Annotated in this window: 11 protein-coding genes; 4 read left to right on the plus strand and 7 right to left on the minus strand. The window is 64.0% G+C overall.

All coding sequences use genetic code 11. The features are described from left to right. The first annotated feature begins 306 nt into the window (after nt 1-306). Nucleotides 307-765 carry a YaiI/YqxD family protein gene (locus BUS42_RS16230; protein WP_074307931.1) on the plus strand — a complete coding sequence of 153 codons (459 nt, stop codon included), beginning with the start codon at nt 307-309 and terminating at the stop codon, nt 763-765. Nucleotides 766-871: 106 nt separating this feature from the next. Here the strand turns inward: BUS42_RS16230 and BUS42_RS16235 are convergent, their stop codons facing one another. The 4 genes from BUS42_RS16235 to BUS42_RS16250 form a co-directional block, all read right to left on the minus strand. After that, complete coding sequence (locus tag BUS42_RS16235) at nt 872-4,336, minus strand: MFS transporter (RefSeq protein WP_074307933.1); 3,465 nt, start codon at nt 4,334-4,336, stop codon at nt 872-874. Between the two features lie 626 nt (nt 4,337-4,962). Continuing rightward, nucleotides 4,963-5,928, minus strand: coding sequence for an amidohydrolase family protein (locus BUS42_RS16240; protein WP_074307935.1), 966 nt, complete (start codon nt 5,926-5,928; stop codon nt 4,963-4,965). 419 nt (nt 5,929-6,347) lie between these two features. Continuing rightward, nucleotides 6,348-6,569: a hypothetical protein gene (locus BUS42_RS16245; protein ID WP_074307937.1), complete on the minus strand. Its 222-nt coding sequence runs from the start codon at nt 6,567-6,569 to the stop codon at nt 6,348-6,350. Nucleotides 6,570-6,935: 366 nt separating this feature from the next. Beyond that, nucleotides 6,936-7,418, minus strand: a complete 483-nt coding sequence (locus BUS42_RS16250) for an Hcp family type VI secretion system effector (RefSeq protein ID WP_074307938.1) — start codon at nt 7,416-7,418, stop codon at nt 6,936-6,938. Nucleotides 7,419-7,773: 355 nt separating this feature from the next. On the opposite strand from BUS42_RS16250, the gene BUS42_RS16255 reads away from it, so the two are divergent. Continuing rightward, entirely contained in the window at nt 7,774-8,043 is a 270-nt protein-coding gene (locus tag BUS42_RS16255; RefSeq protein ID WP_074307940.1) for a hypothetical protein, read from the plus strand. Nucleotides 8,044-8,213: 170 nt separating this feature from the next. On the opposite strand, the gene BUS42_RS16260 is transcribed toward BUS42_RS16255, so the two are convergent. Then, nucleotides 8,214-10,847: an FG-GAP repeat domain-containing protein gene (locus tag BUS42_RS16260; RefSeq protein WP_074307942.1), complete on the minus strand. Its 2,634-nt coding sequence runs from the start codon at nt 10,845-10,847 to the stop codon at nt 8,214-8,216. A gap of 852 nt (nt 10,848-11,699) precedes the next feature. On the opposite strand from BUS42_RS16260, the gene BUS42_RS16265 reads away from it, so the two are divergent. Beyond that, on the plus strand, nt 11,700-17,495 hold the full coding sequence (locus tag BUS42_RS16265) for a S8 family serine peptidase (RefSeq protein ID WP_074307944.1): 5,796 nt from the start codon (nt 11,700-11,702) through the stop codon (nt 17,493-17,495). A 252-nt stretch (nt 17,496-17,747) separates the two neighbouring features. Here BUS42_RS16265 and BUS42_RS16270 read toward each other — a convergent pair whose 3' ends face one another. Next, nucleotides 17,748-18,659 carry an SIMPL domain-containing protein gene (locus BUS42_RS16270; RefSeq protein ID WP_074307946.1) on the minus strand — a complete coding sequence of 304 codons (912 nt, stop codon included), beginning with the start codon at nt 18,657-18,659 and terminating at the stop codon, nt 17,748-17,750. 128 nt (nt 18,660-18,787) lie between these two features. Then, nucleotides 18,788-19,363: a hypothetical protein gene (locus tag BUS42_RS16275; protein ID WP_074307948.1), complete on the minus strand. Its 576-nt coding sequence runs from the start codon at nt 19,361-19,363 to the stop codon at nt 18,788-18,790. A 1,025-nt stretch (nt 19,364-20,388) separates the two neighbouring features. Here BUS42_RS16275 and BUS42_RS16280 point away from each other — a divergent pair. Next, entirely contained in the window at nt 20,389-23,064 is a 2,676-nt protein-coding gene (locus tag BUS42_RS16280) for a glycoside hydrolase family 15 protein (protein ID WP_074307950.1), read from the plus strand. Nucleotides 23,065-23,066 lie beyond the last annotated feature (2 nt).

Here is a 23,066-nt window from a genome sequence, read left to right on the forward strand (position 1 = left end):
CGAAAATCAATCTACTGATTGCGGGTGGGCAACGTCAAGTGGGTCGTTGAGAATTCATCTGTGTTTGGCAAGTCGCCGATGGCGGGAACGGATGCGGCCGAAAATCGAGGGGGCGAGGTCGATCCGACCGGGGAAGGCCTGACGCCTGCCGATTCCGGCCGCTCAAAACGAGCGCCCGGATTTGACAGAAGGAATGTGCGATCTCGACAATTGGGGCCAAGGGATCTTGGGCCCTCGCCGGGCCGATCTTTTGGCCTACTGAAATCGGCTCTGGGCCGGCGATCCCGATCGAGCGGAGCCGTAGTTTTGACGACCATTTATATCGACGCGGACGCTTGCCCGGTCAAGGACGAAGTGTATCGGGTCGCCAAGCGCTATGAGATCAAGGTCTTCGTCGTGTCGAACTCGCCATTGCGGGTGCCGAAAGACGAGCGAATCGAAGCCGTCGAGGTGCGCGGGGGGTTCGACGTCGCCGACGATTGGATCGTCGAACGCGTCGAACCCCACGATATCGTGATTACGACCGACATCCCCCTGGCCGACCGCTGCCTCCGCAAGGAGGCGAAAGTCCTGGGGCCGAAAGGGCGTGAGTTTACCGAGGACACGATCGGCGATGCCTTGTCGACCCGCGCCCTCCTGGAGATGCTCCGCCAGGGAGGAGAGTTCGGCGGCGGCCCGGCCCCGTTCGGCAAGGTCGATCGTTCGCGCTTTCTTTCGAAGCTCGATGAGCTCATCATTGCCGTCCGCCGCCGGAAACGGACCTGAGCCTCGGCGCAATCGGCTCCGCGATTGTACGGTGGGCACGGCCGACCAAGGCTCTCCCGCAAGCGGGGATCATGGTCCGTGCCCACCTCTCAGAAGCGAGTGCCGGTCAGGCGTCGGCCGCAATCGGCTGAGGAGCGTCTTGCCCTCGCTCGGGCCGAGCGCCTGAGAACGCTTCCTCGGCGACCCGCTTGATGGCGCGGAGGTCGAGCTTGCCGGTGCCGAGGATGGGCAACGCATCCACCTTGATGAAGCGATCGCGGCGAGGGATGAACAGGTTGGGCAGGCCCGCGGCCGCGACCCCCTCGAGGGCTTCCTGGATTTTTCGGTCGTCGAGCGTGTGCAGCACGGCGAGCGCCTCCCCTTTCTTTTCGTCGCCGACGGCCGTCACGGCAAAGACCTGGGAGTCGGCCCCGATGGCTTGATGCAAGGCCTCCTCGACGCGTCCGTGGGGGACCATCTCGCCGCCGATCTTCGAGAACCGGGACAGCCGGCCGGTCACCTTGAGGAAGCCGTCCTCGTCCACCAGGCCGAGGTCGCCGGTGACGTACCAGCCGTCGCGCATCACGGCCGCCGTCAGGTCGGGGCGACCGAGGTAGCCCTGCATGACGTTCGGGCCATTGACGAGCAGCATCCCCTCCTGCCCCGGCTCGACCGGCTCGCCGGTCGCGAGGTCGACGACCCGGACCGAAACTCCCGGCAGCGGATGCCCCGCGAACCCCCGGCGCGAGCCGGGCTGGAAGAACCCAGGAGCCCGGTAGTCGAGCGTGCTGATGGCGACGACGGGCGAGCACTCGGTCATGCCGTAGCCTTCGAGCGGCCTGATCCCGAACGTGTCCTCGAACGCCGTGGCGAGCCCTTCGGGCAATTTCTCCGCGCCTGCGATCACGAGCCGGAGTGAGCCGAACTGGGCCGGAGCGCAGCGCCTGATGTAAAGCTGAAGGAAGGTCGGGGTCGCGAGCAAGATCGTCGCTCGATAGCGTTCCACCAGTGCGGAGATCGTCGCGGCATCGAGCGGGTTGGGGTGAAAGACGGTCCCCATGCCGTAGTTGCCGGCGAGCCAGAGCGCCGTGTACCCGAACGAATGGAACAGGGGCAAGATCCCCAGCACCCGGTCCGCCGGCTGGACCCGGAAGATCTGGGTAATCGCCTCCACATTGGAGTCGATGTTGAAGTGAGAGAGCACCACCCCTTTCGGTTCTCCCGTGCTCCCGCTGCTGAAGATGATCGTGGCGGGGTCGTCCACCGTCGGAGGCGTCACCGCCCCCGCGATCCGCTCCAGAACAGGCACGGGCGCAACCCAGGCCAAGGCGAGCGATTTCAACCGCTCCTTGACCGTCATCGCCGCGCCGATCTCTTCGAGCCAGATCGGCTCGACCCCGGCGGGCAGCTCGAGCTTGGCCTTCTCGAGGAACGACCGGCTGGTCACGATGGTCCGCAGCCCGGCCTGCCTCACCACCGACTCCATCCCGGCCTTCCCGGCGGTGAAGTTGAGGTTCACGGAGACCCGCCCGGCGAGCGACACCGCCAGGTTGACCAGGGCTGCCGCGACGCTCGCGGGGAGGAGGATGCCGACGTGCGGCTGCCCGTACCACCTCGGCCGCAACGCACGCGCCAGGGCGATCGCTCCGGCCAAGGCACCGATTCCGGAGACGCGCGGCCTCAGCGCGTCGGCGAAGGCGAGCCGGCCGGGGTGCCGCCGCGCTCGGCGGACGAACGCGTGATGCAACGGCCGGCGGTCGACCTTGCGGTAGGCCCACGCCTCCTGATCGAGGTCGTGGATCTTCCGCCGGAGCGTGGGGAGTGGGGTGTCGGCCGGCAGCGGCGTGCCGAACGAGACGGTCACGGGCAGGTGGATTCGCTCGGGCAAGGTATGCGAGTGAACCGGGCTCAACAGGCTCGCCGTGGCGCGGTCGAGATGGACCGGAATGATCGGGGTGGTCCGCCCCTTGAGGATCCGTTGCATCCCGCGCTGAAACGGCTGGAGCAGCCCCGTGCGCGTGATCTGCCCTTCGGGAAAGACGCAGACGAGCTGCCCCTCGTCGAGACAACGGCCCGCCTCGCGAAACGCCTGGAGAATCTGCTTGGGCCCCCCTGCCCCCGAGATCGGGATCGCGCGCATCGCCCGGAGGATGAAGCCGGCGATCGGGTGGCGGAAGTATTCGGCGTAGACGACGAAACGGACCGGCCGGTCGATGCTTGCAATAATGAACAGACCATCGGCGAATGAAACGTGATTGGGAGTCAAGAGCGCCCCCCCCTTCAGCGGCACGTGCTCGCGGCCGATGACCTTCACGCGGTAGAGCGTCGCCGCCAGGATCAGGAGCAGGAACCGGAGGAAGGCGTCGGGCATGAGCCAGAGCGCCCAGAGCGAGCCGATGGCCAAGGCGACCGACGCCCCGAGGAACGTCCCATGCGCCGTGATCCCGAGATCGGCCAGGAGGTAGGCCAGACCTGTACCGAGGATCATTCCTCCATAGACCAGGACGTTTGCCAGCGAGATCACCGCGCCTCGCCCGTCCGCCGGCGCACGCCACTGGAGCAACGCGTTGAGCGGCACGAAAAGTAGCCCGCAGAAGAGGCCGTTCAGCGTCATCAAGACCAGGGTCCCCGCCAGCCCCGGCATGATCGTCCCGAAGGCCAGCGTAGTCGCGGTCAGCCCCAACGCCCCAAGCGGCAATAAGCCGTACTCGACCTTCGCCGCCGAGATTTTGCCCGCCAAGACCGAGCCGATCCCGATCCCGATCCCGACCATCGCCATCGGCAGGCCCGCGATCGAGTCATCCAGCGCGAGGATTTTCTTCGAGTAGGTCATGATCGGGGCGGGAATCAGGCAGGCGAGCGACCAGACGAGGAACTGGCCGGAGATCGCCAGCCGGAGAATCCGATCCGCCCGGATCGCGGACCAGCCAAGGCGGATGGTCGCCACGATCCCTCCCTCGGCCCGCGCGGCCGGGACCCGCGGGATCGAGAGGGCCATGACCAATCCCAGGGCCGACAGAGCCGACAACACCACGCCCGCGAGCCAGGGGTGGCCACTGAAGAGGCCGAGGAGGCCCCCGCCGCCGACAATCCCCGCGATGATCGCGACGTTGCTCCAAAGTTCGAGGAAACCATTCCCCCTCGAAAGCTTTTCGTGAGGCAGGAGCTCCGGGAGAATGCCGTACTTCGCGGGACTGAAGAGCGCGGCCTGCAGCCCCAGGAACATCAAAACGACCATCCCGAGGCGGGCGGAGGTCGGATCGCGATAAAGGATCAGGGTGCCGACGACCATCAGCGTCAGCTCGAACGCCTTCATGGCGAGGATCACCGATCGCTTGCTCACCCGGTCGGAGAGGGCTCCGGCCGGGAGCGAGAACAGCATTGAGGGCAGGAGCAACGCCATCTGGGCGAGGGCCGCTTCCCGCTGCCCCGCTTCGGCACTGACCGCCGCGCTGATCGCCAGCAGAGTGACAATCTGCTTCCAGGCGTTATCGTTGAACGCGCCGAGGAACTGCGTGATCAGCAGCCCACGCAACGGATGCCCGCTCGACCGGGCTGCTCCAACCTCGGAGATCGGTTCCTCCTTGGCCACGATAGATACTCCCTTGAGAGACTCAAGCTCACTTTATCGATCAAAAGGAAGGAAGTTCAGCCGCGGCCGCCCCCTCCCTCAAAGAATCTGCCCAGACCCCGGCAACACGTGCCAACGGCACGGGAAGAAGCGGCCAGAGTAGCCCCGCTCGATCGGGAGTGCAACGTCGTTCGGTCGGTCATGAGCCGGCCATAATGGACAAATACACCCCTGAACTCCCCTTTTTTTTCCAACGACCCGATCCAAGGCGAGGAAGCCACTCGCGACTCGTTCCCTCGGTCCCCCGCTATGCCTTACCCACAAGTCGTAAGTCGTTAGCAATTCGGAGGTTACGGAAGGGGGCTGTGGCTCGAGCTGGATGCCACAACTGGAGGACTCTCAAGCGCTTGCGCCGATCACCCTCGCTGGACACCGGGCCAGCCCCCCACTTGTGGGTAAGGCATAGCGGTCCCCCGTGGGAATGCAGTCTGGGACGCTCTCTGCGTCCTCGGCTTGCGACGGCCAGACGACGCGGAGCGTCGGGGACGGCATTCCCACGGAGGACCGTGGGAACGAGGGGGATTCCTCGCTCTTTGGCGGGTCGTTGATTTCTTTGATATGTCTGGAATGCGCGCGAAAACCGCGGCTCATTCCGAGAGTTTCAGAAGCGTGGTGGCGTTGCCGCGTTCGATCTTGGCACGAACGTCGGCGGGGAGGTCGAAGCTTGCCATGAGCTCGAACTGGGGGACATCCTGCCCGGGCTTCAGGTAGTCGGTGCCGAAGAGAAGACGGTCGGCGCGGCGAAGGAGGAAGCGCTGGCCGAACTCCTTATCACGCGTCAACGCGTTGGAGCCGGAGCCGGCCGAGAGGTCGCCCCAGAGGTTCGGATGGGCATCGAAAAGCTGATCGAGAGCGCCCCCGGGGAACACCTTTCCCTTGGGATAACCACCGAGGTCCGCCTTCGGGAGGTTCCCCGAGATCGACGCCCAGAACCCAGGGCCGTGGCCGATGAAGGGCAAGTGGGGAAAGGCCTTGAGCACGCGGGCGAGGCCGGGCAAACCCGACTCGTCGGTGCCACGAAGATCGTCGGAATGGAACAGGACGGGAAGCTTCAAGTCGTCGCAGACCTCGTAGGCCGCCATCATCCTCGGCTCGTCGATCGGCAAGCCGACTTTGTGCTCGCCAAATCCCTTCGCCCCCTGGTCGACGTATTCCTTGAGCAAGGCGCGGAGCCCCGCCCGTCCTCCGCGATAGCTGGTGCGGGGATCAATACAGCAGAACGGAACGAGCCGATCAGGATGCGCCTTGGCGGCCGCCAGGGCCACTTCCGTCAGGTTGAGATAGCTTGATGACTCGGGCGAGACCAACGGGAGGACGACCGCCTTGGCCACATTGTGCGTATCCATCCACTCGAGCAACCCCTTGACCGTAAGGGGCGGATCGCCGTTCCAGGTTCGTCCCAGGTGGGTATGGACGTCGACGTAAGGACCTCCGACCGCGGCTCTCGACGTGCGGCCGAACGCCGTGGTGACCGGGTCGAGCGCGGCGGCGGCCACGGTCGCGGCGAAAGTCTGGCGCAGAAAGCGCCGACGGCTGGTCGATTGCAGATTCATCGTGGATGATCCCTCAGGCAGGCGCAAGCGTCGTCCCGCGCGGAAATTCTCCCGCCACGGCACCGCGGTCGTTTGCCGATACGATCGAGGATAACGTCACGGCGGCCCAAAGTCTCGGACAAACCGCGACTCCGCAGACCGCGACGAGCCCCAAGAAATGAGCGAGGCTCGGCCTGAGAACGGAGGGCTGGATCGACTTCGGCGATGATCCGACTCGAAACAAGAGCGCCCCCAAAGGAGGGAGCGATCGGCCCCGTTCCACGATTGAACTTCGCTCGCCCCTCAACATGAGTGGTTGGAATCGGCGGCCAAAACCGGACATGCTTTTCTTAAATATGCAACAAAATTCGCCTGAGCCCGCTCCGGTCGCACGGGTTCTGACCACGAGCCGAATCCGAAGCGGCGCCGGGTTGGTTGCGTCACGACCGCGGCGTTGCTTGTCCCCGGATCGCGTCCTTCGCCTTCGTGTAGCCCAGGCTCTGGGCCACTTCGAGGATCTCGCTCCAGGTCGGGAACATCCGCCCGCTCTGGTTTCGATAGGCCTGAATCGCCTGCATAAACTCGTACTCGGCAGCACCAGCGTCAGTGGGAGACGGAGAAGGCGAGTTGGCGGACGAAGATGAGAGCGCCCAGGAGGCCATCAATCTAGCTCCTTCATGCAAAAAGGCACGCGACAGGCCACCTCGCCTGCCCGACGTCCAAAGGGATCCTCCGCAACATCGCGAGGAACGCCTTATTAATCTTCTAATAACTTTACCCCGGCCGTCCAGTGTCGGTTTCACAACTTTCCGAATTTTTTCAGCAGGAGGAATGGATCCACAATTCACGGGATGGAGCCAGAACGTCCCCAAGGGAGCGCGGGAATGGGAATCGGCGGCCCTCCCTGGACGGAAACCGAAAACGCAACCAGGAGACCGAAGTGGCCTCCTGGTTGCGTTTTCGTACGTTTGGTTTCGACGATCCGGCAGGACGGGGGACCGCCTGGGGACGACGAGCCCGAGCGTAGCTCAGCCGCCCGTGTTGGTCTTCATATCCCAGTGCTTCTTGCCGGCCGACTTCGTGATGCCCTTCTCGTCCTGGGCCAGGTAGTCGATCTCGACCTTCGAGTAGTTCAGGCTGATCTGGTCCATGGGGACTTCGCCCCCCTGCGACCCGCCGGTCTGATAGCTCGAGACCAAAACGTCGGAGAGCGTGACCACCATGAAGTTCTGCTGGGAGCCGCCCGCCTTGCGACAGGTTAATTTGGCTTCCTTCAAGTGCTTGCCATTGGCGCAGAAGAGGAACAAGGTCGGTGAGGCCGAGTTATTCCGCATCACGAAGTGGAAGTCGTTCATCGAGACCTTGCCGGCACCGGCACCGGTCCCGTGCGACGAGGCGCCAAGCTGAGTCGCCCCCCAACTGAAGGACTCGATCTCGATCTCGCCGGGGTGCGTCTTGTCTTTGGATTCACCCTTGACATCCGTGATCTTCAGGAACATGTCAACGGACATTAAAATCAGCTCCTCATACCTTGGATTGACTTAGCTTGGCTTTGTCCGGCCGGCCCTCCCTGCCGGACTTACTCTGATTACGTCATCCCGACGGCGCAGTGACATGACTCTCGCCATTTATTATTTTCCGAGGCACGCGACGGAGCGAGCACTGCGACAATTCGCGATCAGGTCGCCTCGTGCCTGCCCACGAAAGCCGGTCACTTGTCACCGACGGCGGCGTGCGGTAGCTTCCTGGTCATCGCCATCCTAAAGAAAAAGGCGATTCCTCTCTCATCAGGTTCGCGGCATTGTCGCTGTGTCACGGTCGAGGCGCGGCGAGGACGTTCTCCATCGCACATTGAGGCCCAGCCGAATGCTCGTCCATCATAAGAAGGCCTGGTTCCAGGTCGACAAGTTTTCCACCTACAACGCCAAGACCAAAGAGCTCGTCAACACCAACGGCTTCGTCTGCTTCGTGTTCTTCGACGTCGACGAAGACCCGCGAGCGGGCTCCCTCGCCACGTTCGAATGCCTCGGCCCGATCCGCACCGGCAGTGGCGGACCGCCCCGAGTCTTCGCCACCGAACAGGAGGCGGTCAACGCGGGTATCGATTTCATGGAGCAGGAATCAGGGCATCATTGACCGATCCGAACCGTAGCACTCTACGGCGTCAACCCTTGCTGTGCCCCGATTGCAAGTCAGAAAAATCACAACGACCCGATCCAGGGCCAGGAAGCCGCTCGCGACTCGTTCCCACGGTCCCCCGTGGGAACGAGGGCGATTTCTCGCTCTCTGGCGGGTCGTTGATAGGATTAGAGCAGGGGTTGATAGAACGTCTGGAAGTTGGAAACGACGACCTGGGACGTCTGGTTGCTTGTGGCGCTGGTCAGGATGAACTGCAGGTTGTGCAACTCCAACGGATACCCGCTGAGGCTGAGGGTCGCGTGGGCGACGCTCGAACCGACCAAGGCCGCATCCATGACGAAGGCGACGTCACCGTCGGCGAGGATGATCAACCGGTCTCCCGCCTGATAGGTGGGAAACTGGTAGTCGAAGGCGATCCCGCTCTGGCCCCGGAGCGGAGCGCGGAGCGACACGGGCAGCGTCTGGATGATGACCCCATTTTGGGTCAAGCTCACCGCCGAGGCGTTGTACGACTGGAACGTGATCGTCTCGGTCGGAGCGGCCGACTCCGGATCGAGCACGAACTGCTGGTCGGTCGGCTGGAAGACTTCGTCCCAGTTCTGCTCGTAATAGGGCGAGAGGTTTTTCACCGGGTTCGCCGGGCCTGAGTTGGCCGGGAGCAACGGGGACCAATACTGGCCGACCGTCTGCTGATAGGTCAGATTCGGGTCAGCCGAACCGGTGTACCACGACGCCGCGTAGCCGTGCCTTCCGCCCAGATCATAGGAATAGTAGATGTCGGGTATCAGACCGACGTCGACGATCTGGTTCAGGTTCTGACCTTGACCGTTCGAGAGCTGGATACCGCTGTAGGGCACGTCGAATTCGGAAATATAGTTTTCCACAAACGTGCTCGTCAGGCTCGAGCGATCGATGTTGCTGAGATTCTGGAGAAAGTACCAGTTGAAGTTCGCGGCATCGCCCGCGACCGTGACGTCGTCTTCAGGGGAGTCGAGCAGGGTGACCTGGTCGACGCGCATCTTCGCCTGCTGCAAGGCGGTGGCCGCGACCGAGACCACCTTCGAGCCGTGGCTATGGCCGACGAGCTGGAGCTTGCCGGTGAACGAACCACCCAGGACCGACTCGAGTGCCGAGGCGAGCCGTTCGCCGTTGAGCGTCGTCAACGCTTCGGACTTATACGCACCGACGGGAATCTTGGTATCCAGAACGTTCCAGGTCGGTGTCGCCGAATCATCGATCCAGCTATAAGCCAAGACCGCGGCGTTCGGGTCCGTCGGACTCCCCGGAACCGCCGGGTTGGTGCGCGCGAGGATCGACTGGGCCATCCCGACGGCCGAAACTTCGGTGGTTCCAAAGAGGGTGCTCACCGTTTCACCGTGCAGGAGCCAGGCGGAATCGGGCACTTGTGGGTGTTTGGCGGTCCAGCTTGGGTCGTAACCGGGCTGGGTGGGGTCGGTCTCCCACCATTTCAGAACATGATTTTTTGTATTAGCTTCGTAGTTCACCCACCCCTGGTAGCCTGGTGCCCAGCCGTGCGAGATCACCGTGATGTCCTTGCCGACCAGGCGGGGGTCGTCGGGCTTCACGGGGACAAACTGCTGCAGGGTCGGGTCGAAGTAGGCGAGGCGTTGAATGACGGGGAGTGCCTGCGACAACGGGGGTTCGATCGCGTTGACGGCGACCGCGGGCGTCGACAACGCGTTCGTATTATCCCCGGCCAAGAACTGGCCGGAGGCCGTCGGCGGCAAACGGTAGGCGATCGTCAAGTTCGCCGCGCCCTGGGGTGAGGTCAGGGAGAGCAAGGGCGTCCGGCTCAGGATCGGCGCCCCAAGGCCGCCCCCTCGGGTCGGCGCCAGGGCGAGTTCGTCTCGGCCTGGCCCGCCGATGTTCACCGCGGCAATCTCAACGCCTCCCCCGTTCGAACTGTCCGGCACGACGAATTCCGCGGGGTTCGCGTCCGCGATCCCTTGATAGACCCTGACTCGAGTCTGGTTGGATCGCGGTGGGGAAGACGCAACGATCAAATCAGGATGGCGATCGCTCCCGATTTTCCCGACGGCAATCGACGTCTTACCGCGCGAGGGGCCTTCGAAAGCCGTGTAGTCCGCCAACAGTTGGCCCGATTGGCCGTCGAGCACCCGAACCTTGGAGGGGCCGAACGCCGACAGGGCGACGATATCCGCGCGACCGTCCTGGTTGAGGTCGCCGACCGCCAGCTTGGCCCCTTGTCCCCAGCCTCGGCGCGAGCCTCCGGCGTTCGCTCGGAACGCATCCAGGAGCTGGCCGTCGAGCCCTTGGTAGACCCGAATCAAGGGCGTGCCCAGCCCAGGCGCCACAATGATCTCGGATCGGCCGTCGCCGTTGACGTCACCGACCGCGACCCAGGTGCCTCCGCGCGACCAGGTCCGCGGAGTCGCGAACTGACCGATCTGGGTCCCATCGCTGGCGCGAAAGACCTTGACGAGCGATGGCCCACCCGGCCCGGGCGCCGTCACGATGTCAAGCTCGCCGTTACCGTCGATATCGCCGACGGCCACCCGCACACCGGCCGTCATCTTGGCGTTGTACGCGGAAAATTGAAACCGCTCCGTACCCGTGTCCGCGTCGAAAACCTGAACGATCGGCGCTCCCCCCGCGCCTGCCCCGCCCACGAGCAGTCCGGAGAGCAGATTCCGCGCTTCCAGGATCTCCAGGCCCGGAGTCCGCGGCCGAGGGCGCCGGCCATTTCGTTGCGCCGGGCGATCACCCATCGGTGCCGCGGACCGGTGTTTCATCGCGACCGCTCTCGACAGAACCGTCATGCGCAACACTCCCGTTGGAACCTGTGTCTTTATCCCCAACGATACGGCGAACCTGCCGGATCGATGCGAGGCAACCCAGTGGATCACCCGAGCCAGTCGTTCCGCCATTTGCGTGGAGACTCGGTTGAGTCTTACCCAGGCGGGGCTGCCGTCAAGTCAATCGAGCCCGAAGCCCGCTCCACAATCGCCATATTGAGATCAACGGCGTTCCCGATGTGGTTTATCCGGGCCATAGGGTTGCCGTCAAGGGTTGGCCCGAAAGTCCAAGGTGTGGCTCGACCAGCCCAAATTTCTCAGCGGGCCGGTTGCCCCCCGAAGTTGTTCGGTCGACTTTCCGGCTCGATGTTCTGAGTGGCCAAAGCCACAAAATATACAAATCCAAATTTCTTGTTTTCAAGACGCCACCGCAAGCGCCCGCCGCAAGCCCAAGCATTCGTCACGGAATAAATGAACAGAGACTCTGCATACACAATCTTCTGATGGTTCATTATCTTTAACTCTTGTACCTTACCTTGAACTGGTGTACTCTTCGAGACGGCTTGCCGTACTGGCCAAAAACCGGCGCACGGCAAACAGCGGTTTCTCGCATTTTGTCGAGGATTTGAGTCGCGACCGCGGGATCGGCGATGCCGCCCATGAAGGCGGCGGTCGGGCTCGACACATCCCATTTTTCAAGAGAGGTGAACACCCTGAGCGGAGCATCGTCCACCTCTACGAAGCGGTAGAGCTTAGCCGGTCTGCGACCGTGATTCGCGGTTGTCGCCCTTGATGGGGTGACGCGCTACGACTGCGCGCCCGCCCCGAGGATGGATGAATCGATCGACCTCGGCCCCCTCCCCATGGAGAACTGCCATGCATGCTTCGGCCCCCCCCGTCCGGTCCCGCTTCAGGCAGCGGCGGACCGCCCATTCCCAGCGAGCCCTTCTGACCCGCCTGGAATCCCTGGAAGAACGCACGCTCCTCTCCGTGGCCGAGATCGGCCCGGTCGGCCTGCTGTCAGCTAACAATCCTGGCCTAGGCGCGGGCGACGGCATCCCCGCTGACCCCGCGACGATTCTCTGGCAGGGCGAACAGCGGCCCGTCGTCCCCGGCCGGTGGATCGTCGCCATGGACAGTCTGCGAGGCACCGCCGCGACCCAGTTGGCCACCGGAGACCGACTGCTCAAGCAGCGCAGCTTCGGCCCGGCCATGACGGCGGTGCGCGGCCTGGGCGGACGCGGGTCGATGCTCGCCGAAACGGCGCCCGGAGTGACCTACGACGCCGTGAAAGCCTCGCTGGCGGGACTCCCCGGTTTTCGCTACGTCGAGCCCGACTTCATCGTCAGCGTCAATTCGACCACGCCCAACGACCCCAACTTCTCCACCCTTTACGGGCTCGACAACACCGCGCAGGCCGGCGGCGTGCAGGACGCCGATATCGATGCCCCGGAGGCGTGGGACCTGACCACCGGCAGCAGTCGCGTCGTCGTCGGCGTGATCGACAGCGGCGTCGACTACAATCACCCCGACCTGGCCGCCAACATGTGGAGGAACCCGGGGGAGATCCCCGGTGATGGGATCGACAACGACGGCAACGGCTACAAGGACGACGTCTACGGCTACGACTTCATCAATGGCGACGGCGACCCGATGGACGATTACGGCCACGGCACGCACGTCGCCGGGACCCTCGGCGCGGTCGGCAACAACGGGGTGGGCGTGACGGGTGTCAACTGGCAGTCGCGGATCATGGCGCTGAAGTTCCTGGGCGCAGATGGGACCGGGCCGATCTCGGCCGCCATCTCGGCCCTCAATTATGCCACGATGATGCGGAACTCCTACGGCGTGAACATCCGGCTGACCAACAATAGCTGGGGCGGGGGCGCGTTCTCGCAGGCAATGAGCGACGCAATCGCGGCCAGCGGCAACGCGGGCATGCTGTTCGTCGTCGCGGCCGGCAATAATTCCGCCAACAGTGATTACTCGACGACCTATCCGGCGAGCTACAACCTCCCCAACATCATCGTGGTCGCCGCCACCGACCAGAGCGACGCGCTCGCCTCGTTCTCGAACTACGGGGCGACGACGGTCGACCTGGCTGCCCCGGGCGTGGGAATCCTGAGCACCACTCCCAACAACACGTACAGCGTCCTCAGTGGCACCTCGATGGCCGCGCCGCTCGTGAGCGGGGTCGCCGCCCTGGCCTGGAGCCTCGACACCAACGCAACCTATCAGAAGGTTCGTGACGCGCTGTTCGCCGGCGTGGACCCGGTGCCCGGACTCCACGGCGTCACGGCGACCGGGGGCCGGCTCAACGCTTGGAACACGCTCAACGTCATCCTCGGCGATGTGGGCGATACCCTCAGCGCGGCCCGAGGGACCAAGATCGTAGCCCCCGGCGACCGCTTCGCCATCCCGACCAGCACCATCGGCGACGGGCCCTTTGCCAGCCTCGACGTGGACCTCTACCAGTTGAACGCATCGGCCGGCAGCACGCTGACGGCCGTGACCAGCCTGCCGACCGGAGGCGTCGCGATGGACACCGTCCTGCGACTCTTCGACGCCTCGGGCACTCCGCTGGCCATGAACGACGACTTCGCCGGCTACTACTCCCGGCTTGACTATACCTTCACGGCGGCCGGCACCTACTACGTCGGCGTCTCCGCCTTCGGAAACGCGAACTATCTCCCGACCAGCGGCAGCTTCGCCACGCCCGCCAGCTCGGGCACTTACGGCCTCGACCTCAGCCTGGACATCGGCGACACGCGGCAAACCGCAATGACCACCGGGCTCGGGACCGGCGGCCACTACGTTCAGCCCAACGGCGCGATCGGCGACGGCCCCTTCGGCGCCGCGGACGTGGACGTCTACCAGTTCACCGCGGCCGCCGGGACCACCTTCACGGCCGTGTCATCTCAGCCGTCCGGCGGCGCCGCGATGGACATCGTCCTGCGACTGTTCGACGGGGCCGGCAATCCGCTGGCCCTCAGCGATAGCCCCTCCACATGGAACTCACGACTCTCGTATCGCTTCAGCACCGCGGCCACGTATTACCTCGGAGTCTCCGGGGCCGGAAACACGGCCTACAACGCCAACAGCGCCGGCGGCGGCACCCCCGGCAGCCGGGGTGACTACCGCGTCGAGATGACCCTGGACGCTAACTCTCCCGCGGAGTTCGAGCTCAGTGGGCTTCTGGCAAATAACGCCGCGGGGGCGGACGGCTTCGTCGTCACCGGGACAGGCGACGATTCGGAGCTCAGAGGCCCCTCGCTGTACCGGCCGCTCGGCGACATCAATGGGGACGGCTATGACGACATGCTGCTCGGTGCTCCCGGAGACACCGGCCCGACGAGTATGACGGCCGGCGCAGTCTTTCTGATCTTCGGCCGGCCGGGCGGATATCCCGCGGAGTTGAGCCTGGAAGCACTCGACGGCCGGAGCGGCTACCGAATCAACGGGATCGCACTGGGGGACCGCACGGGCATCTCCGGCGGTGGCGCCGGCGACATCAATCACGACGGCATCCCCGACCTCGTCATCGGCGCGAGCGGGGCATCGCCTTCCAGCGACCGCACCAACGCCGGCCAGTCCTATGTGCTCTTCGGTGGCCTGGCGAACCTGGACGCGCTCGACCGCGCCGACGGGATCCAGGACGGCCAGATCCAACTTGCAAAACTTGACGGCACCCACGGCTTCGCGATCAACGGAATCGCCGCGTACCATCAGGCGGGAAGTGTCACGGGCGCGGGTGACCTCAACCACGACGGTTTCGACGACCTGGTGATCGGCGCCCTCGGGGTCGGGAGCTCCGGCGCCGCTTACGTGGTCTTCGGCCGGAACACCCCCCTCGGCGCGTCCTTCCCGGCCACTCTGGAGTTGGCCACGCTGAACGGCTCCAACGGGTTCACGATCGCCGCCTCGGGCACGAGCGACACGCTGGGCATCGCCCTGAGCGGTGCCGGCGACGTCAATGGAGACGGCATCGCCGACCTCATCCTGGGCGGCTCCACCGCGGACCCGGCCGGCCGCACCGATGCCGGCCAGGCCTACGTGCTCTTCGGCCGCTCGAGCTTCCCCGCCATCGTCAACCTCGCCACGCTCAACGGCGGCAACGGCTTCACGATCAACGGAAACGCCGCGGCCGACAACCTCGGAATCTCGGTGGCCGGGGTCGGTGACGTCAACGGCGACGGTGTCGACGACGTCCTGATCGGGGCTCACGGCGTCGACGCTCCCGGGAAGCCCAATGCCGGCGCAGCCTATCTCCTCTTCGGCAAGCGGACGGCGACGGCCGGCGGCTTCCCGGCCATTATTGAGGTCACCACGTTCAATGGCTCCACCGGCGTATTGTTTCAGGGGGCCGCGGCCAACGATTACGGCGGCTACTCCGTCAGTGGAGCCGGAGACGTCAACGGCGATGGTTACAAGGACATTTTGATTGGTGCGATCTACGCCGATCCCCACAACATCAAGAGCGCCGGTCAAGCTTCTCTGGTTTATGGCGGCCGGGGCTTCGGGGCGCGTTTCGAGCTTGCCGGCCTGCTCGCCGCCAGCGGTGGCGACGGCTCGAACGGGTTCGCGCTCAATGGGTTCGCGGTGGGAGGGCAAGCATACGCGGCCTCCGGGATCGGCGATCTCAACCACGACGGCTTCGCCGACCTGCGTGTCTCGTCGCCCTACGTCGACGCCAACGGCCTGATCGCCCCCGGCCAGGTTTACGTCGTCTTCGGCAAGCCGACGGCACCCGGGATCCGCGTGCTCCCCCCTTCCGGCCTGGTCACCACCGAGGCCGGTGGCACGGCCCGGTTCAGCCTGGTTCTCACCACAAAGCCGACCGCCAACGTCACGATCGCCGTGAGCACCAGCGACGCGAGCGAGGGCGTCGTCAGCGTTTCGTCGTTGACGTTCACTCCCACCAACTGGAATCAACCGCAGTCGGTCACGGTCACGGGGGTGAACGACACGTTCAGCGACGGCGATCTCGCCTACCTCATTCTGCTGGGCGCGGGGTCAAGCCAAGATGCCGCCTACAACGGGCTCGCCCCGGTGAACGTGTCCGTCATCAATCTCGACAACGACCTGGTCACGACGACCTTCACCAAGGTTGAGAATCAGAACATCCCGGACCAAGGCACCCTCACCTCGAGCCTGAACGTTGCGGCGACCGGCCGGATCCTCGACCTCGACGTTCGGGTGAACATCAATCATTCCTGGGATGAAGATCTCGACGTCACTTTGATCGCCCCGGACGGCACGCGGGTCGAGCTGTTCACCGACGTCGGCCTTGATGGGAGCAATTTCACCAACACCGTGCTCGATGACGAGTCCGCGACGCCGATCACTTCAGGCATCGCTCCGTTCACGGGCACGTACCGGCCCGAAGGAAACCTGACGGCACTCGAGGGCAAAAATCTCGCCGGGACCTGGAAGCTCGAGGTCAATGATGATGAGTACTTCTTCACAGGAGAGCTGCTTGATTGGTCGATCACGGCCCGATCCACGTCCGCGGCCTTGCGCCCCCAGGCCGTCGTCACCCCGACCTCGGGGCTGGTCACGACCGAAGCCGGCGGCAAGGCTAGCTTCACGGTCCGGCTCGACAATGCGCCGCGCTCGAACGTCACCATTCCCGTCGCCACGAGTGATGCGACCGAGGGCCGAACCTCGACCTCGGTCCTGACCTTCACACCCGCCAACTGGAACGTCGCCCAGACCGTCACGGTCACGGGCGTCGACGACGCGATTGCCGATGGGAACGTCGGTTATACGATCGTGCTCGGCCCGGCCGTCAGTGCCGACCCTGATTTCGACGGAATCAATCCGGCCGACGTCACGGTCACCAACACCGATAACGACTTCGTCACGGCCACATTCACCAAAACGGCCAACCTGGCCATCCCGAACCTGGCCAAGCGGACCTCGGTCCTGACCGTCTCGGCCGCCGGCACGATCCTGGACCTTGATGTGAAGGTCAACTTCAGTCATACCAATGACACGGACCTCGACGTCTTCCTGATCGCTCCCGACAACACCCGCGTCGAGCTCTTCACCGACGTCGGGGGAAGTGGCGACCATTTCACGAACACAATCCTCAGCGACGAGGCCACAACCTCGATCACGGCAGGTTCCGCCCCGTTCACGGGCACGTTCCGGCCCGAAGGGAACCTCACGCTGCTCGAGGGCAAAAGCCTCGCCGGGACCTGGACCCTCGAAGTCACCGATGACGCCGGTGGCAGCGCGGGCACACTCTTGAACTGGTCGCTGATCGTGCGTTACGCGGCGGCAGCCCAGAGCGCAACGGTTGCGGCGACCCACGAGCCGGCTCCGACGGTCGCGGGGGCAGCGGCAGGGCAAGTCATCACCGCAGACGCGACGCGCCGGGGGACGAAGGCGGAAGGGCGGACTGACCTGTTGAGCGTCGCCTTGCAAGAACTGAACCACTGGCTCGGCCGCGACTTGGAGACCACCGACCTCGTGGCCTCGCCGCTCCAGCCAGGAACCGAAGCGCGTTCAGAGTCACCGGCCGGGACCGCTTACGCATCGTACCTCGTTGATGGAGACGCGCTGAGCGAACTGGCCGGGAGCCTGCTCGCCTCGCGCCGCGGACGACAGCGTACCCGACCTGCGCAGCTCAGCCTAAGCCGTTGGTCTCGGTTTTCTTCGATTTTCTGATGGGCGAACGCGGTGATGCAATCGCCGTTGGGTGCCACGGATTGTACCCAACCCGTGAACGATCGCCTGGGTTTTTGGCTCACGGGTTGGGTACAACCCGTGGCACCCAGGGTTTGCACATAATTCAATACAAAGAAAGACCATGTCCACGCGATTAGAGGTGCCTCTCCGAAGCAACTCTTGTGAGTCAGGAAACGAATCCAGGCGGCGATGACCTTCGGGGCGTGCTCGCGGGGCTCGCCCCGGGGCCGATCAACGCCTCGTCTCGATCTCGTACCTGAGCTTGAGATAGAGTGTGAACTGGACGACGGGCTCCAGCACGACGGGGTCGATAACACGGTCGAAGCCGTCGGCGTTGAGTGGGTTGAAGTAAAACGTCCGGCTCTTACGGAGGGATTGAACGGTCATCCGCGCGCGGTCCGGGCCGCCCGAGACGGCCTCGGACTCGCCGGCGGTGTAGGAGTCGTACATCTCGGACGGGAAGTAGGTGGACGACCGCTCGGCGTAGACCTGAGGCACAGCGCGGAGCTTGATGCCGAGGAGGCGTTCGTGGCGGGCGGCCTTGGCCTTGACGACGGCCGCCGCCACCTCGGCCAGCCGTTCCTGGATCGGAGCGAGGTCGGTGACGACATAGTCGACCTTGATCAGGTCGTAGACCTTCGCCCGGCTCGCGGCGACGACGAGCCGGTCGATGAGCGTCTTGTCGCGGTAGCGAATGGCAACGGTCTTCTTCAACTCGAAACCGACGAGTTGCTCGCGGGCGAGGTTCCCCTCGACCTTGTAGCCGTAGACCTTCGTCTGAGCGGTGAAGTCGACGAAGAGGGCGTCGAGGCCGATGCCGAGCGGCTTGAGCGCCTCGGTGAACGCGGCGATGGTCGCGTCCATCCGCGTCTGACAGGCCTCAACGGTCTCGGCCTCCTCGGCGACACCGAAGGTGGCGACAAACTCATCGGCCCTGACGTTCATCAGGACGCTCGCGTCGACGAACATCGCCGTGTCCGTCGGCGGCATCTCCTCGCGAGTCAACTGCCGCTTCGCCCGCTCGTTCTGGTCCGCCCGCGCCCGGCCGGCCGCCTGACCGTAGCCGACGTTGCCGCCGACTTGCCCCACTCCGGCGCGGGCGGTGAGGGTGAGGATCAAGAGCGTTGTCATCGCAAACCGCATGGCGAGGTCCTCCGCGTAGAAGTGGGATCGAGACCGACCATCATCGCGGAACAGCCCGAAGGAGAGAAGCAGGCGGAGCGACGACTCCCACGAGACGGCCCCATGGAATTCCCCAGTTCCCCCCTGATTCAGTCGGTCGGACCGGGGTTTCCGACCGGCCCCGGGTGGACCGCCCGAGGGTAAAGCTTGGGCCCCCAACCGAGTGCCTTCAGTCCCAGCAACGCCGTGGCCACGGTGAGGAACCAGTACGGTATCACCAGCGCGATGTAGGGGCTTTGCACGTAGTCTCCGTCGTGATACGGAAAGGGCAGCAGCGCGAAGACGAATCCGAGGAAGCCCAAGACAAAGCTGTGGCGATCATGATAGCCGCCGTTGCCGAGATAAGGCTGTCGCATGAACGTGATGATCGCCGGCCTCCGCCCCTCAGCCCGCATGATCATAAAATGGAGTGTGCCGCTGTCTGACAACACCTGACCGAGAACGCCCGCTCCCAGAAAGCCGGGAACGACCTCCTCACCGGCGACCTGGTGCCAATTGTAGGACGATTTCCAAAGACCAATCCACATCAAGGTCAGTCCAAGCGCAATCGCCACCTTGACCCGCGTCCACGTGACGCTTTGCTTGAGACGATGCAGCCCTCGACAACTCGCCAGGGCCGCTCGGCAGAGGTTCGGAAAGTGCCGTCGAAGCGTGGAGTCTTCCATCTTTACTTCCTCCAAACTTCATTCTCGGGAATTCAGTCGAGAGTGACCAGATTGGTGCGTACTGACAGAGCAAACCACGCCCCCTGTCCATCGCTTGGCGACACCAATATTCAGGTCACGGACATTCGATCGCGGCGCTCGAATAGCCCAGCCTATGGGGGCCTACCTCCTCACGGCGGCGGAGGTCCGGACGAGGCCGTTCCTGTTTTTCTGCAAGACTGCCACGTCTCAACCCCTCCCGAGGTATTGTCAATCTTCGACGGGCCGGCAAAAAGGCCATCTTCGCACCGCTCAATGGAAGAAACCCCCGAGAAATCCAGCAGGTGCACTCTCTGATTTCGGACTTTTTGCCGGCCCGTCGACTTTCGACAATACCTCCCCATTTCTGCCTCTTCGCCTGTCACCATTGCACGACCCCAGCCGGATCGTCTATTTCATGGGAGGGCCCCCAAGTTGCGATCTCCCCGAGAGACATACGAACAGGTCGAGGTTGCGCACCATTGCTGAGCTATGTGAAAGATCCCATGATCACCGTATTTGATTGACTTTACTTAGTTGTCACGTTTTAATTAAAGCGATCGGTTTGCACTCTGGCTCTGCACCTGGACGCCTACGTCCGTCGAATGGACGCAACGGCACAAAGATCGGCTCGCCACGTGGTGAGACCAGGTCACGAGAACCCTCAGTGAACGGATGACCACAAACTCCCAGGGGATCCATCAGAAGACTCCGTTGTACGCGATTTCCCACCTGCTTTCGAAATGCCTATCCGCAGACTCCCTGATCACCGTATTTGATTGACTTCACTTAGTTATCACGTTTCAATAAAGTCGATTGGTTTGCACTCTGGCTCTACACCTGGACGCCTACGTCCGTCGAATGAAGGGCCAAGGCAACATCGGAACCCTTCACGTGTCGATACCAGTAGGGCCTCTCGGACGAGTGGAGCGGGGCAGCGTAGCGAGAGTCGACGTGGCCGCTCCCGGAACCTCGATCGATCCCGTAAGAATGCTCGAAAAGTTCGCATGAACAAGGTGATGATTCGCATGAACCTCTACCTTTCCCGCCTCGTCTCGATCTCGGCCGCCCTCATTGTCTCCGCCGGGCCGAACGCGATCGGCCAGGAGTCTCCTAGCGGCGTTCCCGCTCGGTCCTACCCGCCCGTCCTGCTCGAGCGCCGGCCTTCCTCGGCCGTCCCGCCTGTCCTGCGCGAGCGCCGGCCTTTCTTGGCCTTGACCGCTGATCGTGCCATCGACGCGGAGTCCACCACGTCCCCGACTTCCAACCTCCCCGAAGCCCTTGAGAGACTCGGGATCGCGAACCAGCAACTGAAGCATTCGCTCCAGCAATTGCAACTGGAGCGGTTCGCGGCCCTGAAGTCGGGGATGCCCGACGGGGCGCAGGTCCTGCGGGATGCCATCTGGCAGACGAATGAGATCCACGTCTCCTGGGAGAACCCGTCCCCCCAGACCGAGCAGGAGCGGCGGTGGGTCAAGGAGGCCGTCGAGGAGACCTGGCAGAAGGAGTGCGGCATCCGCTTCGTCGGTTGGGACGCAGCTGGGTCGGACACGACGGGCATCCGCATCCGCGTGAGCGACGAGCAACCCCACTGCGAGAGGCTGGGAAAGTACCTCGACGGCCTCAAAAATGGAATGGTTCTTAATTTCAATTATGCAAATTGGTGCCAGGAGTGTGGCGTCGACAGGAAGAAATCCATCAAAATAATCGCCGCCCACGAGTTCGGCCACGCCCTGGGCTTCGCACACGAGCACAACCGGGACGATCGCCCGATGTCGTGCCAGAAAGAGAAGCAGGGATCAGACGGCGATTTCTATATAACGCTATACGATCCTAGTTCAATAATGAACTATTGTAACGAGACCTGGAACAACAACGGAAGGCTCAGCGCCGACGACATCTACGCAGCTCGAGTCCTCTACGGGAACCCCGGCACGCCGCTGGCCGCGACGCCTCCGGCCGTCGAGACGCTCGCCCCCCCGGTCGCGTCAGTGACTAATGCTCTCCCGATGGACTTGGGCGGCTGGCTGCAGGCGGAGCGGACGATCGCGAGGGACAAGATACTCGCGAACATCCTCAGCAATGGCGCCGTGATCGCGTCGCCGTCGCGATCCAACCCGAACTACTATTATCATTGGGTCCGCGACGCCGCGCTGACGATGGACGTCGTCGTGTCGCTCTACGCCGACGCGTCCGATGCGTCGACCCGGCGCCATTATCTCGAGCTGTTGACCAGGTATGTCAACCTGTCGCTCGGGCTCCAGGTGACGAACAATCTCAGCACCGCGCTGAGCCGCGGAGTGGGCGAGCCCAAGTTCCACACCGACGGGTCGGCCTACAACGACAACTGGGGCCGACCCCAGGACGACGGCCCCGCCCTGCGGGCCGCTAGCCTGTGCCGCCTCGCCCACATGCTGCTCGATCGCGGCGACGACGACCTGACAAACTTCGTCAAAACCAAGCTCTACGACGGCCGGTTGCCGTCGAACTCGGTCATCAAACGGGACCTGGAGTACGTCTCCCATAATTGGCAACGGCCCAGCGTCGACTTGTGGGAAGAGGTGTATGGCCACCACTTCTACACTCGCATCGCCCAGCGGAGAGGCCTTAGGGAGGGGGCCAAGCTCGCAAGTCGCCTGGGCGATCAGGCTGCCGCCGAGTGGTACAGCGCCAAGGCGGCGGAACTGGAGCGAGCGCTCCAGGACCACTGGCAGAGCGACCGCGGCTACCTCATCGCGACGTTCGACCAGCAGGGGAAGGACTACAAGACGAGCAACCTCGACGTCTCCATCGTGTTGGGCGTGTTGCACACAAGGAGCCCGAATGACGGGTTCCTCTCGCCGACGAACGACCATGTGCTGTCGACGGCACGGAAGCTCGCCGACGAGTTCGACTCGATGTACCGGATCAACCGGACGACGACAGATTCCTCCGGCGGCAGGCTCGGGGTCGCCATCGGCCGCTATCCCGAGGACCGATATAGCGGTAGCGGGCCCGACCAGGTCGGGGGGGGAAACCCCTGGTATCTGTGCACCGCGGCCCTGGGGGAGCTCTACTATTCTGTCGCCAACGAATGGGAGAGTAATGGTTCGCTGGCGATCACCGGCGAAAACAGCGCATTCCTGGCCGCGCTGCGGCCGACGCCGGTGACGGTCTTGCGGTCGGGCGAAACGCTCGCGCGATCCGACGCGAGATTCGGCGTCGTGCTGCGTGCCCTCCGCGAGGCGGGGGACGCGCAATTGCGTCGCGTCAAATTCCATGCTGGTGGCGATGGCTCCCTCGCGGAGCAGGTCTATCGCGAGGACGGATTCGCCAGGAGTGCGCGGGACTTGACCTGGAGCTACGCGAGCATCCTGACGGCGGCGGCGGTGCGGTCGGGGCAAGCCAGCGCCGCGCAGCCATTGACGTCCCCGCCGTCATTCGCTCCATCCCCGTTCGAGGCAATCGGTCCAGTCCCCGAGGGGATCCCGGACTTTGCCAGGCCGCTCAACCGCGGCGGAGTCCCAGCAACGCGACTCGACGCCTCCCTGGAACGCCCGAACGCCCGCTCGGCCTCTGAGAGACCCGCCGAGGACACCGACCTGCGGAAGCGCATCTCCGACATCGAGAATGCCCTGCGTGAGTTCAAGGATGCTTACAAGGCTAAGAAGCCCAAGAAGAAGCTGAAATCCACCCCGGAATGAAC

It is taken from the genome of Singulisphaera sp. GP187 (assembly GCF_900129635.1).
Classification (GTDB): domain Bacteria; phylum Planctomycetota; class Planctomycetia; order Isosphaerales; family Isosphaeraceae; genus Singulisphaera.